Origin of the sequence: Paenibacillus sp. ACRRY (genome assembly GCF_022346995.1) — a bacterium.
In the GTDB taxonomy this organism is placed as follows: domain Bacteria; phylum Bacillota; class Bacilli; order Paenibacillales; family Paenibacillaceae; genus Paenibacillus.
The window spans coordinates 416735-430896 of the sequence record NZ_JAKRNM010000003.1 but is presented as its reverse complement, the minus strand read 5'-3'; the positions used below and the strand labels follow the sequence as shown (position 1 = coordinate 430896).

The 14162-nt window shown below is 50.4% G+C and carries 13 protein-coding genes; 1 reads left to right on the top strand and 12 read right to left on the bottom strand.

The genetic code is table 11. From position 1 onward, the window contains the following. Positions 1-16 precede the first annotated feature (16 nt). The 4 genes from prfA to MH144_RS15430 all read right to left on the bottom strand — a co-directional run bounded on the left by prfA (position 17) and on the right by MH144_RS15430 (position 3987). Positions 17-1084 carry a peptide chain release factor 1 gene (gene prfA / locus MH144_RS15445; protein WP_239301907.1) on the bottom strand — a complete coding sequence of 356 codons (1068 nt, stop codon included), beginning with the start codon at positions 1082-1084 and terminating at the stop codon, positions 17-19. 392 nt (positions 1085-1476) lie between these two features. After that, on the bottom strand, positions 1477-2082 hold the full coding sequence (locus MH144_RS15440) for an SUKH-4 family immunity protein (RefSeq protein ID WP_239301905.1): 606 nt from the start codon (positions 2080-2082) through the stop codon (positions 1477-1479). 226 nt (positions 2083-2308) lie between these two features. Beyond that, positions 2309-3409: a redox-regulated ATPase YchF gene (gene ychF, locus MH144_RS15435; protein ID WP_095291196.1), complete on the bottom strand. Its 1101-nt coding sequence runs from the start codon at positions 3407-3409 to the stop codon at positions 2309-2311. Positions 3410-3516: 107 nt separating this feature from the next. After that, positions 3517-3987 (bottom strand): GNAT family N-acetyltransferase, encoded by a 471-nt coding sequence (locus MH144_RS15430; protein WP_239301903.1) that lies wholly within the window; start codon positions 3985-3987, stop codon positions 3517-3519. A 158-nt stretch (positions 3988-4145) separates the two neighbouring features. Between MH144_RS15430 and MH144_RS15425 the strand changes: the two genes are divergently transcribed. Continuing rightward, on the top strand, positions 4146-4580 hold the full coding sequence (locus MH144_RS15425; protein WP_239301901.1) for a hypothetical protein: 435 nt from the start codon (positions 4146-4148) through the stop codon (positions 4578-4580). A gap of 79 nt (positions 4581-4659) precedes the next feature. Here the strand turns inward: MH144_RS15425 and fni are convergent, their stop codons facing one another. From fni to MH144_RS15385, 8 genes are all read right to left on the bottom strand, one after another. Beyond that, positions 4660-5727: a type 2 isopentenyl-diphosphate Delta-isomerase gene (gene fni, locus MH144_RS15420; RefSeq protein WP_239301899.1), complete on the bottom strand. Its 1068-nt coding sequence runs from the start codon at positions 5725-5727 to the stop codon at positions 4660-4662. 229 nt (positions 5728-5956) lie between these two features. Beyond that, entirely contained in the window at positions 5957-7435 is a 1479-nt protein-coding gene (locus MH144_RS15415) for a phytoene desaturase family protein (RefSeq protein WP_239301888.1), read from the bottom strand. Continuing rightward, positions 7432-8580: a glycosyltransferase family 2 protein gene (locus tag MH144_RS15410; protein WP_239301886.1), complete on the bottom strand. Its 1149-nt coding sequence runs from the start codon at positions 8578-8580 to the stop codon at positions 7432-7434. The genes MH144_RS15415 and MH144_RS15410 overlap by 4 nt, the downstream gene beginning before the upstream one ends. A gap of 1 nt (position 8581) precedes the next feature. Further along, positions 8582-9343, bottom strand: coding sequence for a lysophospholipid acyltransferase family protein (locus MH144_RS15405; RefSeq protein ID WP_239301884.1), 762 nt, complete (start codon positions 9341-9343; stop codon positions 8582-8584). Next, on the bottom strand, positions 9312-10079 hold the full coding sequence (locus MH144_RS15400) for a carotenoid biosynthesis protein (RefSeq protein WP_239301882.1): 768 nt from the start codon (positions 10077-10079) through the stop codon (positions 9312-9314). Before MH144_RS15400 ends, MH144_RS15405 begins: the two co-directional genes overlap by 32 nt. Next, a complete protein-coding gene (locus MH144_RS15395) occupies positions 10079-10951 on the bottom strand; it encodes a phytoene/squalene synthase family protein (RefSeq protein ID WP_239301880.1) in 873 nt (290 codons plus the stop codon). The genes MH144_RS15400 and MH144_RS15395 overlap by 1 nt, the downstream gene beginning before the upstream one ends. Continuing rightward, positions 10948-12411 (bottom strand): phytoene desaturase family protein, encoded by a 1464-nt coding sequence (locus MH144_RS15390; RefSeq protein WP_239301878.1) that lies wholly within the window; start codon positions 12409-12411, stop codon positions 10948-10950. Before MH144_RS15390 ends, MH144_RS15395 begins: the two co-directional genes overlap by 4 nt. Further along, positions 12408-13958, bottom strand: coding sequence for a phytoene desaturase family protein (locus MH144_RS15385; protein WP_239301867.1), 1551 nt, complete (start codon positions 13956-13958; stop codon positions 12408-12410). The genes MH144_RS15390 and MH144_RS15385 overlap by 4 nt, the downstream gene beginning before the upstream one ends. Positions 13959-14162 lie beyond the last annotated feature (204 nt).

Here is a 14162-nt window from a genome sequence, read left to right as displayed (position 1 = left end):
CGCGCGGGTCACAGCATTATTCTCCTCTATCCATCATCTCGGTCTGCTCCGCAATCGTCAGTGCAGACAGGATATCTTCAATCTCTCCGTTCATGACCTGATCCAATTTGTGCATGGTCAGACCAATGCGGTGATCCGTAACACGGCTTTGCGGGAAGTTGTAAGTACGAATCCGCTCACTGCGGTCACCTGTACCTACTTTGCTCTTCCGCTCCCCTGCAATTTTCGCTTCTTCTTCCTGGCGCATCATATCGAAGATCCGGGTACGCAATACTTGCAGTGCTTTTTCCTTGTTCGAGTTCTGCGATTTACCATCCTGACACGTTGCTACGATTCCGGTTGGAACGTGCGTTACCCGTACAGCGGATTTCGTTGTATTAACCGACTGTCCACCGGCACCACTGGAACAGAACGTATCCACGCGAATGTCTTTATCATGAATTTCGATATCGAAATCTTCAGCTTCAGGCATAACGGCTACCGTTGAAGTGGAAGTATGAATCCGTCCACCTGATTCGGTTGTCGGGATACGTTGTACACGGTGTGCACCACTTTCGTACTTCATTTTGCTGTATGCACCGCGACCGTTGATAAGGAAGATAACCTCCTTGAATCCGCCGACATCATTCGTATTGGCATCCATCAGTTCCACGCGCCAGCCTTGATTATCGGCATAACGTGTGTACATGCGATATAGATCCGCTGCAAACAACGCCGCTTCATCTCCGCCAGCCGCTCCGCGAATTTCCACGATGACGTTTTTGTCGTCATTCGGATCTTTCGGCAGCATGAGAACACGAATCAGTTCGTCCAGTTCTTTCTGGCGAGCGCTCAGTTCATCAATTTCCATTTTGACCATTTCACGCATCTCGTCATCCAGCTTCTCGCCTTGCATTTCTTTGGCTGCTTCGAGATCCTGACTTACCTGTTTGTACTCATTGTATGCTTCATACGTCGGCTGCAGATCGGATTGCTCTTTGGAATACTCACGAAGCTTTTTGTTATCGCTTGCCACATCCGGGTCACAGAGCAGCTCGCTAAGCTTGTCATAACGGTCGGCCAATGCCTGTAATTTATCCAACATATATAGTCACCTCACGATTTATTTTCGGTTATACGCTGCACGTCTCCGAGCAGGCGTTCCATGTTTATTTATCTATATCATCTATTTTCATAACGCATAGGTTCTCAGTCCAACCGAACCCTGACCGTAACATTCATTAATGACCGACGCAACATCGCTACAACGTCATCAAATCCTTTACTTTTTAGTTATATAAAAGAGCTCATGTACATTACGAGAAGCCCCGCTTAAGTCTGACAAAAAGCGAGCTGAGTCAACCTAGGTACACGACTCTTAATTATAGCATATTCTTCTCATCCTGAACAGATGCTTTTCCATCTGCCTACAGGCTTGCTTTAGATTATGGCACAACTGACAATGGCATTATTACATTACTCTTCAATGGATATCAGCTACAACAAGCCATCTTCAAGCTGTTCAAGAACCAGGCTCCACCAAGCTTTTTCATTCGATAAACTACCCGGATCCTGTTCGGCAAAGAAAGACCGGAGTTCGCTTATGGCCTCTTTTCGGCCAGATACATGAACCTTTTTCTTTCCTGGTGTAAGCTCTCCCCTTTGAAAAGCTGCCAGTTTGGCTTGGGCTTCTTCCAGTGTCATAACACTGGGCTCATGCAATTCCGAAAAGTTCTCAATGAATTGAGCATAACGCTCGAGAAATTCAAGAAACCGAACCAGACTGGTGTTAATCAATCCGTGTTCCCCTGACGATGCGTCTACCGAGTAAACTGCGCCCGTCCCTGTCTCCACACCGAGCAAGGCGGATGTTTCCTCCCACTCATATCCGATCGGCAGAAGCATTATGAAGCCGTCATCATGTTGTACCTGAACCAAGCCTCGTTCCGGCATGGACCGAAAATGGACACCCAGCAGATCGTTGCCCTTATAACCAAACTGGGGTATTCCCTCAATAAGAAGCAAATCGGTAATCTCTCTCGGTAAATGCATCGCTTTCACATATGCTTCATCATATTGAATACGAGTTACTGCATCCTCCATTGTCCGTCCTCCCCCATGCCCTTTTCCTCTATTATATCCACACTGCGCAAACAATCCAGTATAAGCAAAACAAGCGGATTGCCCTCACGGATCATTCCCTCCTATGTACCCTACTCCCTCTAATCTGCCGTTCCACCCTTCATCCCAATTAAAAACCCTGCCATCTTCATAGAAGACAGCAGGGCTGTTAATGTCTATCATGTACTGCTTGGATTGGTTATAACGATTATACGTTGAAACGGAAGTGCATAACATCTCCGTCATTGACAACATATTCTTTACCTTCGAGACGAAGCTGTCCGCGCTCTTTGGCACCGTTCATGGAACCAGCTGCAACCAGGTCTTCGTAGGAAACCACTTCAGCACGAATGAATCCGCGCTCGAAGTCCGTATGAATGACACCCGCTGCGCCCGGTGCTTTCGTACCTTTGCGGATCGTCCACGCACGAACTTCCTGTACACCTGCTGTGAAGTATGTGTACAGACCCAGCAGTTTGTAAGCAGCTTTGATCAACAGGTTCAGGCCGGAATCCTCGATACCGAGCTCTTCCAGGAACATTTGTTTATCTTCGCCTTCCAGCTCGGAGATTTCTTCTTCGACTTTTGCACTGATCGGCACCACTTCTGCATTTTCAGCAGCCGCAAATTCTCTTACTTTTTGCACATAGGCATTGTTCGCCACATCACCGATCTCATCCTCGGCTACGTTTGCTGCGTACAAAACCGGCTTCAGGGTAAGCAGGTGCAGATCGCGTACGATCAGACGCTCTTCGTCTGTCAATTCCATGCTGCGTGCTGGCTTATCTTCGTACAGAACAGCCTTCACTTTCTCCAGTACTTCCACTTCTTGAGCAGCCTGCTTGTTGCCGCCCTTCATGTTTTTCTTGGAGCGATCGATTTTTTTCTCAACACTCTCGATATCAGCCAGGATCAGCTCCAGATTAATCGTCTGGATGTCGCTTACCGGATCAATTTTGCCATCTACGTGTGTGATATTCTCATCAACAAAGCAGCGTACCACATGAACAATCGCATCGACTTCACGAATGTGGGCAAGAAACTTGTTACCCAAACCTTCGCCTTTACTTGCGCCGCGCACAAGACCTGCGATATCTACGAATTCAAACGCTGTTGGCACCGTCTTCTTCGGTACAACGAGTTCTGTCAATTTGTCCAAACGCTCGTCCGGTACTTCAACGATCCCCACGTTCGGGTCAATCGTACAGAACGGATAGTTTGCCGACTCGGCACCTGCTTGTGTAATTGCGTTAAACAGAGTGGATTTACCAACGTTAGGCAGGCCCACGATTCCAGCTTTCAAAGCCATGTATATGACAACTCCTCATTCATTACTTGTTCGGTATGGATAATCCTATACATTATATATGACAAACCCGGAGGCATCAAGGAACTTCGGGTTTCGTTTCTGCCTGACTACCGTTTAAGTTCCTTGTACATCGTCAGATCAGTGATCTCGTACCCCATCTTGCGATATAAGCTGCTCGCCCGCACATTATGTCCAAACACATGCAAACCAATTCGATCCACATGAAGACGGCGTGCCGCTTGTTCAAGTGCTTCCATCGTTTCGGTACCATACCCCTTGCCCCGATATGCTTCTTCGACAACAATATCGAGCAAGAAGGCTTCCTTACCCCGGCGATTGTCCGTAATGTTAAACCAGATGTACCCCACATTACCGTCTACCGGATGCACCAGGTTATAGATGTAGGCCCCAGGTGTATTCAGTCCTTCAGGCAAATAGCGCTCATAGGATGCCTCAGCGAGCTCCTGCGCTTCTTCCTCCGCCCATGCCCCTGCTTCTACTTTCTCAACTGCAAAATCCGTAATTGAACGCTTTCGGAAATTCGCAAACTCCTGATCATTCATGGATACAAGCTCCAAAGTATTCCCTCCCGGGTTCCAATTCCGTTTTCAATCTTCTAACGGTTTATCTTATTGAAACGTTTTATTGTTCATCATACATGAAGTAAAAAAAAATCTGCATAACTTTTATCAGACTTCCATTGTTTATTAACCATAACGAGAGGAGCACATATAAGATGAACAGACGTCGCAAACGACCTTCAAGGAAAATCATCTTTCTCTTGGCGGGTGTAGTTATTTTTATTGGAATCATCATCGGTATGGCTTACCCAACCATAGACCAATTCAGATCGCTCAGGATCACCATTCACAATCAATCTGACTTCGATCTCACAAATGTTAAAGCAAGCCTGGTTCAAGGTGAAGGCTCGGTTAACAGCGAAAGAGATGGCTCCGTGTACAAACTGAAGAAGGATATCGTAAGTGGTAAAAAAGTGAAGTTCGCTCCTAGGCTTAGCCCTTCCGGGGAATCATCCGTTAACCTGCAATTTACAGATAGCCGAGGGGAAATTCATACCAAAATCGTCTGTGGTTATACGGAGTATCTATCCGGCAATTCCTACGTCACCGTAACCAATGACAATATCACGGTTAAACAAGAGTGTTTGTAATCCTTCTGTCTTTTCAACATCAAAAAAGGGGCTTCCCGATGTCATCAGCATGAACATGACGGGATGCCCCTCTTCCGTATTAACGCCGCTCGACCAATCGCTCTGTCTGCTGCAAATCTTCGATTCGCCCGGCTCCGATACCGAACATGACCGTACGAAGTTCGAACTCCACCTGCTCCAGCCGCCCATCCAACGCTTCATCCGAAGCCACTGCGGATTCGAGCAGGGAGCGGCCGAACCCTGCCAGGTCTGCACCCAGCGCGAGTGCCTTGGCTGCATCCACCCCATGATGAAGTCCTCCGCTGCCAATCACAACCCCTTCGGGATTCAATGCTCTGACTTCCCGGATACACTCGGCAGTCGGAATGCCCCAATCAGCAAAGGCCTCGGCCGCAGCCCGGCGAACCGGATTGTTGTTCCGGTATTTCTCCACCTGCACCCAGCTGGTGCCTCCCGCTCCGGCCACGTCGATAAATGCCGCACCTGCTTCATACAATCGCTGTGCCGTTATTCCATCAATGCCCCAGCCTACTTCCTTCACTCCAACGGGTACATCCAGCGTACGGCACAGATCTTCAATCCGGTTCAACAACCCGCTGAAGTCCGTATTGCCCTCCGGCTGGAAGATCTCCTGCAAACCATTCAGGTGCAGTACCAGCACATCCGCACCAGCGATCTCAACGGCACGTTGAAAGTCAGCCGTGTTGAAGCCGTAATTCAACTGTACTGCACCCAGGTTGGCAATCACCGGGATGTCAGGGGCCCAGCGCCGTACATCGAAGGTCGGCGCCAGTTCAGGTTGTTCCACTGCTGCCCGTATGGAACCCACGCCCAGCGCCCAGCCTCTGGCATTGGCCACACGGGCAAGCCGCTCGTTAATGGCACCTGTCGTTTGGCTTCCACCCGTCATCGAGCTGATGAGCAGCGGTGTACGAACCTTTTTTCCCAAAAACATCGTGTTCAGACTGACCTCATCAAAATTCAGTTCAGGCAGGGGATTATGACGAAATACGTACCGCTCCATTCCGCTCGTGATCCCTTCTCCTGCCACATTCTCTTCCAGACAGAGGCGCACATGCTCCAGCTTCCGTTCCCCCGTAGCCACCTCGGGAAGCAGCCGCTTGCCGGCTCGCTCTTGTTCATTCATGATGAGACCTCCTTATGTGAGAAATTGTGCGGATGGACAGGGCCCCCCTGCCGGTTCCGTTCAATTGAAACACTCCATTTTTTTCTTATTTTTCGCTTATATGTAACGGACAATGCTGCATGTATAAAATTGCTATAGAGTCGTCGGTGATATCCTCCACCGTCAACTCTACCCAGTATACCGTTCCGGACATGCTAATGAAAGGGCGCACCCGTTCATCTCTGATGAATCATAAGAGCACGGATGCCAGCTGCTCGCCCACCAGCTGCCCGGATAGCGTTACAATCGGCGTTCCTCCTCCCGGGTGCGTCGTTCCACCCACGTACCATAACCCCTGTACATCCCTGCTTTTGTTCCCGGGGCGAGAGAAGGTCTGCCTCACTGAATTGGAGGAAATCCCGTAAATTGACCCTTGATGCGCCAATGTATCGTGTTCAATATCCTGTGGTGTATATCGGATTAACACATCTGATTGACTTAATCCTGTAATTCCCCGCTGTTCAAGCTTATCCAGTACCAACTCGCCGTAGCGTTCCGTTTGCTCTTCCCAATTCCATGCATCCGACAGATACGGGGCGTTTACCAAGATAAACAGATTACTCGCTCCTGCCGGAGCCATACCTGCCTCCGAATAACCGGAATAACAGATGTAGATGGTCGGATCCAAAGGCATCCTGCGTTCACGGAAAATATGTTCGAACTCCGGTTCATACCTTTCCGGGAAAAAGACAGTATGGTGCAGCAGGGAGTCATACTGCTTCCGCACACCTGCCAGAGTCACATAGCCGGAAATGGACGGCTCATATTTGCGAATCCTGCCATCACTCATCTGCTTTCGATGTTCCGGTGCAATCAGGAGACGGTTTACACTGAGCACATCACCGTTGGCCACCACCTGATCGGCCTCATGGAAGCCTCGATCCGTATCCACACCGATGACTTTCCCATGCCGAACGATAATCTGACGGACCTCGGTGCCAGTCATGATCCGTACTCCTTTTTCCTCAGCAAGCTTCGCCATGGCTTTGATCAGCTCATAGGTTCCGCCTTTTACACCGTATACCCCTTCATCTGCCTCTACATGGCCCATCATCGCGAAGATGGATGGAGCCTGATAAGGCGATGATCCGACGTAGGTCGCGTAACGACCGAACAGCGCCAAGGTGTTGGGATGACTGAAATAGGATCGCAGCAGCTGATTAAGCTTCACAGCCGGGCGCACGCGCAGCAAGCTGCGAAGCATCTGGAGATTGTACTTGTCTTTTGTGGTCAGCAGCAGTTTGCCAAGAAAACGACGATCGGCTTCCGCATAAAGCGCCGCAGATTCATCCATAAATGCATCATAACGCAGTGCGTCTTCCGGACTGTACGCTGCAATCTGTTCCTCCATCCATTCACGCTTGCCGGACAGATCCACCACGGTACCGTCTGCAAACACATTGCGTGTTCGGGGCTCCAGCTCATACAGCTGGACGTAATCCTCCATTTTGGTACCGGCATGCTCAAAGACAGAGCGGAAGGTGGAAGGCATCGTAATCGTACTTGGACCGCGGTCAAAATGATATCCGTTCCGTTCCACTTGCTGCAGCTTGCCACCCACATGTGTCTGACGCTCCAGCATGGTTACCTGTATGCCTTGTGATGCAAGTCGAATGGCACAGGACAAGCCACCGAAGCCCGCGCCAATAATGACCACTTTTCTGCTCAACTATACCGCCTGCCTTTCCAAACGTATCCTTTCCCTGAGCGACCAGCCCGCCAGGATGCCATTCCAATACCAATCACGCAGGCCATGCTGACAGATTGCAGACATGCAAGCCACCAGGGTTGCCCTCCCGTCTGATCTGCCACCCTTTTTACCCCCATACCCAGCAGAGTGCCAATGAGTCCATACATGATGGCTGCAGAGCTTCCTGACAGTAATCCAAACAGCAATCCAAGGGGAGGGACAAGGTACATTAATGTATACATGACTAGGGTACCCAGCAGGAGTACATCCCTGCGTCCCGTTCCTTCGTACATGTTTTTCTTATACCCGTTCCATACTTCGATACCGTTCTGATACATCCGCGTGCTGACCAATTCATGCACATCAGCCAGCATAACCGGATGACCTGCACGCTTGACCGCCTTCGCCAGACTCATGTCGTCCACCAGGTCTCCCTGGATGGCTGCATGGCCACCGGAAGCTTCGTAACTCGAACGATGAATCAGCAGGAAGGCTCCGGTTGCTGCTACAAATAGCGGACTTGATGATCTGCGTATCATGAAGATGGGAAGATGGCTGATGATCGTGAATACCATCATCGGTACAACCAGCTTCTCCATCCAGGTCTTGGCCACCTGATAGGGAAACCCGGTCACAAGACCTCTCCCCAACTCACAGCCGGCAGCTACGGTTTGCCGAATAGCCTCTGGCTCAAGCCTTACATCAGCGTCAACGAACATAAACCACTCGCCTTTAGCCTCCTGAACCAGTTGGTGGCACGCATATGACTTGCCCATCCAGCCAGCCGGCGGCTCCACCCCATCAAGCAGTCGTACGCGCGTATCCCGATTCGCAATCTCCTGAACCAAGGCCGCCGTTTCATCCTCGGAACGATCATTCAGTACCAGCACTTCCATCCGGTAGCCGGTTGTGTCGCTTGCGAGCACACTCTCCAGACATCCTTCAATATGTAGTCTTTCATTCCGAGCCGGAATCAGGACAGATACGAGCTTATCCTGGTGCAGCAGCCGGTCTGCAGAGAACGAACGAATTCTGGGAAGACAGGTCGCATTCCAGAGAGCAAAAATCAACTGCACACCGAGAGCAGTTGTCAGTATAATCCATAATATTTCGGATGCACTCATGTTAACGGACCCCCCGCTTTCGTGCTGCATCGTATTTTTCACTTGTGGATCTTCCGTTACGGATCAGGGAAACGGCCCCCGGCAGAATCCCTTGTCCGATGCGGACCAGCTGAGACTTATGCTCGTCTAACTGCTGTTCCAGCACCCGGCCAAGTCTGGCTGCAATCTCCTCGCTCTTCCATACATGCCAGTCTTCCATTAAAGGCGCACCCGCGAGCATCGAAACCTCCGGCATATCATGCTGAACCATACCATGACACAGGGTCACAGGAACGGCGAGCGTCTCCGGAGAACGGCGAAGCAGTAACCCGATGCCTGGACGAAACCGAATGGGTCTTGCATCCTGATGCAGAATTTCACCCTGAGGAAAGATCCACACCCTTTTACCCGATTGAAGCAGCCCTGTTGTGTACTGCATGGTCTTTCGGATCGCCGAAGCACTCTCCTTGTTGATGGAGTATGCGCCGAGCTTGCGAAAGAAGGCATATTGCTGCAGCTGCCTCTCTTCCATCATGACGTAATGGTCCCCCGTTGAAGTACGGCGGGATGCATGATAGAGCAGCAGTCCGTCCCACCAGGAGCTATGATTCATGAAATAGAGAACAGGCCGGTTCGGGTCAATGGGAGAGCCTGACACGCTGTCAAACTGTGGATCCAGTGTCCCCGATAACGTGAACGAACGAAAGCGACGACGCAGCAAATAATACTGATTGTATAAATAAAACATTCGGTTAAACGATCTTGATTTTGCGGCGGGAATCATAGAACCAGCTCCCTTCTGCTAGCAGCATGCCCACAAGCGCAATGATGAAACTGCCTGTGATGCCTTCTTTCCATGCGAGCAGACCGAATAGCAGGATGAACAGCTGATACAACCACTTGGCCCGCAGCAACGAACTGCGGTCAGCAGGCATGGCTGGAAGAAAGAGCGACAGGAACGCACCCATAATGAACCAACTGATGTAATTGGTCCAAGGGACGCCATAGAAGCCACCCGGGGCTTCCCAATGCCAGAAACCTCTGGCGTGCGCAACCGGATCCAGTACCAGATCCAGCAAAATGGCCCAGAAACCAGTCTTGATTGCCCGAATCAATTTCCCCTTCCAGGTCGAACCCCCACCGCTTAACAGTGCAGAATTCCCGACGACGGCAATCCAGGCAAATCCCAGGGTAACCGGCACACTGAACAAGTGAACACCGAAGAAGTCTGAATAGCCATATTCACCAAAGGGCCAATTCGTATGGACACCAATCCACTCTATCCCCATGCCACCCAGCCACAGAATGGCAGAAGATACCCACAGTCCTGGCTTCTTCCATATGACTGACTGGTCGGACATTCCGTTTCTTCTTCGTCCCTGATAGATCAGTTCCACGACATAAAGGGCATAGAACACAAGAAACAATCCGTTGGAAAACGATAATAGGTCAGGTACTCCGATGGTTAGCATCAGGATGGCTCCGATGATGTACCATGCCCAATACAGCCCCTGAATCATCAGGAGACCGCCGTACGGGAAGCCTGATAGGCGAGTACCGGATAACGTTTCACAATGGCTCCTAGCATCTCCAGTTTGAGCTCATCGGTCACAAATGCCCGCTTGTTATATACGTCATAGTCGTTACGTTCTACCGCATGTAATATGGTGGAGTAGAAGGCTGCCGCCAGTTCAATGGCAAATGCACTTTCCGTAGGGTAAGTCTCGAGCCGATCCATGCCAAGACGGAACCATTCGAGGGCTGATGCTTTCAATTCCTGAATGATGGCTACAAACCGTTCGTCCACAATACCATCTGCCCAATCCTGTTCGGAGTACCCATGCTTATCCATGATTTCGAGTGGAACATAACGGCGTGCTCTTGCCCGATCTTCCCCCACGTCACGAATAATGTTGACGATCTGCATGCCCTTGCCAAGCGCAATGCCGTTGACGGCCACTTCAGCACCATTGTCATCACGCAGCACAGGAAGCAGCATCTCCCCAACAGTTCCTGCTACAAGATAGCAGTAATGTTCAAGATCCTTCATCGTTGCATAGTGAGTTACCTCAAGATCGGTCATCTGTCCATCCATCTGCCGAAAGAAAGGTCCTTTGTCCAGGTGGGGAAAGTTCGAGAATAACCATCTCAATGCAGGCCAGATAAAGTGGCCCTCTGCCTCTTCCAGGTATTCAAAATGATCCCGAATCTCATGTATGGTATACATGGAATTCTCCGGTTCATCCACACTGTCATCAATGATGCGGCAGAACGCATAGATCACATACACCGCTTCACGGCGCGGACTGGGCAAACCTCTGAAAGCCTGATAAAAAGAAGAAGATCCCTTCTGCATCAACTCTTCGCACCTGTTCAAAATCATTTCATTCATGTTCCCATCTCCTTCATGAGTAGATTGACGGCCATACGCGCACTTTGCATTACGATCGGAACGCCACCGCCTGGATGTACCGATGCTCCTGCTGCGTACAATCCGCGTATCGCCGGAAACGGCTTCGGCTGTGGCCGGTACACGCCCGATTGAAACAGGATCGGCGCAATACCGAAGCTTCCACCGCCGTAGAGTCCATCCCGCTCGGCATCTGCTGGCGTGCGTACCTTCTTCCACCTGATCGCTGCACGAAGTCCAGGAAAACCACGTTGTTCCGCTTCCTCCAGTACTCTTTCCACCAGAGCCCCACTTTCCCTGGACCAGTCCACACCTTCCGCGTCTGGCACCGGAATAAGAAAATACAATACACTTTGACCGGCTGGCGCAGCGGAATCATCAACAGCTACCGGGTTAAATACATAAAATGATGACTGTTCCGGAATACGGCGCTGATTGAATACTTCCCGCAAGCTTCCATCAAGACTGGGTGGCAGGAAAAATTGATGCGTCGTTGCATCTTTCCAAGTTTTGTCGACCCCAATATATATCAATACACAACCGGATGAGGGACGATACGGTTTCTTTTTGCGTGGTGCTTCCGGTATGGCTCCCAGTAAACCTGTCAGATGGGGGAAATCGCCATTATAGAGGACTGCGTCCACCTCTTCCGAACCTGCAGCCGTTTCTACACCTCGGCAAACGCCATTTTCAATACGCAGACCCGTTACTTCCGTATTCAGCACAACACGCCCGCCACGCGCGATCAGTTCTGATTCCAGAATACCCGGTAGTGCAGCATATCCGCCCTTCACCATCCAGATTCCATATTCATGCTCTGCATAAGGAAGAAGGGAATAGATTCCCGGAGTCCCGAACGGCGAACCGCCAATATACAGACTCTGAAGGGAATAGGCATCAACCAGTTCCTCATGATGAAAATAATCTCCTACGGCTTTACGTACGCTTTTGTGTGCTCGGAGCCTGCCCATCAGGGACATGAGAGATGGTGTGAAGAAATCCCTTTTCCGCGGGAAGGCTCTTTCCAGGAAAGCAGACCGTCCTGCCGGGAACAGGGTATCCATGTCCTTCATGAATCTTGTGAATCCTCCGCTCTCACCCGGAAATAACCGCTCGATCTCTTCGGCCTGCTGACCGCGGTCTGTCATCTTGGTCATGACGCGTCCGCTGCTGTAATGAACCCTGTATAACGGATCACAGCGGAGCAGCTCCACTTTGGAGCGATCCACGCCAGCCTCCTCCAAAATGCCATGCAGCATGTCGGGCAGAAGTACGATGGTTGGCCCCTGATCAATGCGGTATTCCCCGTTCTGCTCATAGCCGATGCGTCCGCCAACTCGGGAACCCCGTTCGTAAACGGTGACGTCCCAGCCCTGCCGATTCAGCAGCAGTGCCGAGGTCAGCCCACCGATTCCTGCTCCTACAATGGCTGCCCGCTTCATGAATGACCTCCGGCTTCAGCCGTCTTCACATAAGGCGACCGGTTCGAGCGGGTTTTGGCATCCTCTTCCTGGATCAACCTGACACTGATTCGAGCAGATTCGAATATGGTAGGCAGTCCGCTGCCCGGGTGGGTTCCGCCGCCGACCAGCCATACCCCCTTCAGCTCTTCGAACTGGTTATGCGGACGCAGATACATCATCTGACCCAGATTGTGGGCCATGTTAAATGTCGCACCGCGGTACACATCCAGTTCATTTTCCCAGTCAAGTGGGGTAAACATCATGGATTCTTCAATGCGGCTCCGAATGTCTGCGAGCTCCGGGATCGCCTCAAGCCGCTGCATCATCGCCTCGCGTACATTCTCCCGTTCCACATCCCAATCAATGTCCCCTGTAAGGTTCGGAGACGGCATGAGCACATATAATGCAGATTTTCCTGCAGGTGCGAGTGTCGAATCGAGCTTGGAAGGGTTATGAATATATAGAGACGGGTCAGCGGACAACACTTTATGCTTCGTGATCTCATCCACGTTCAATCGGTAATCTTCGGGAAAATAAATCGAGTGATGCGGCAGATCAATCTCGCCGTCCACTCCCAGATAGAGCATTGCAGTAGAACAGGAATACTTCTTGCGTTTCATTTTCTCCGGCGTATATTTCTTAAGCACACCTGGTTCGAACAGATGGTTCACCGCATGGGCAAAGTCTGCATTAACAACCACGTGATCCGCTTCAATACGTTCACCGTTCTCAAGCAGCAGACCTTCCGCTCGGCCGTTGCGCACGATGACCTGCTTCACTGGACAGGATGTATGTATACGTCCACCATATTCATTTACAATGTCAGCCATGCCCTGGAATACGCGATTCACACCGCCAATTGGATGAAACAGCCCATAATGATGCTCGATGAATGACAGAATCGTGAATGTACCCGGACAATCCCAGGCAGACATGCCCAAATATTTGGATTGAAACGTAAAGGCCCAGCGCAAACGCTCATCCGTAAAATAACGGGACAGGATGCCATAGACTGTATTGTTCACGTCCAGCTTCGGAAGAGCCGTTACCGCATCCTTGCACAGATAGTCTGTCAGCTTGCCGAAAGGCCGGCGCAGCAAAGGCATAACTTTACCAAACTTGACTTCCTCATCCTGCATGAACCTAAGGTAATTGTCTTCATTACCAGGGAACAGTTCCTTGATCTGAGCAGCAGTATCTTCACGATTACGAGACGGCGTGAACACCTTATCGCCGAAGTTCAGGGCATACAAGGGTGTCAGTTCCTTCAGATCCACGTAATCGGATAGTTTGCGTCCTACCAACTCGAACATCTCTTCAAGCAGCCCGGGCATCATCAAGAACGTCGCGCCCCGGTCGAATCGGTACTCACCGAGCTCCAGCCTGGCAGAGCGTCCACCAATCACCGGTTGTTTCTCATAAACGTCCACTTCGTATCCCTGACCGGACAATAACATGGCCGCTGCAAGCCCGCCTGGACCAGCACCAATAACAGCCGCACGTTTACGTTGCTGATTAGATATCATGCCACTCACCTTTCTTATGGTCGAAAACGCACTTCTACCATTCTTAATCTATTATTAAACCATTGAAGAATCATCGAAGCGGATCATACCCGAAACGTTATACAAATATAATACAAATATTATACGAGCTTGTAAACATAAATATGACTCACGGGTCAAATAACTGTGAAATTATCGTTAATATCAAAAAAAAGACACCCCCTA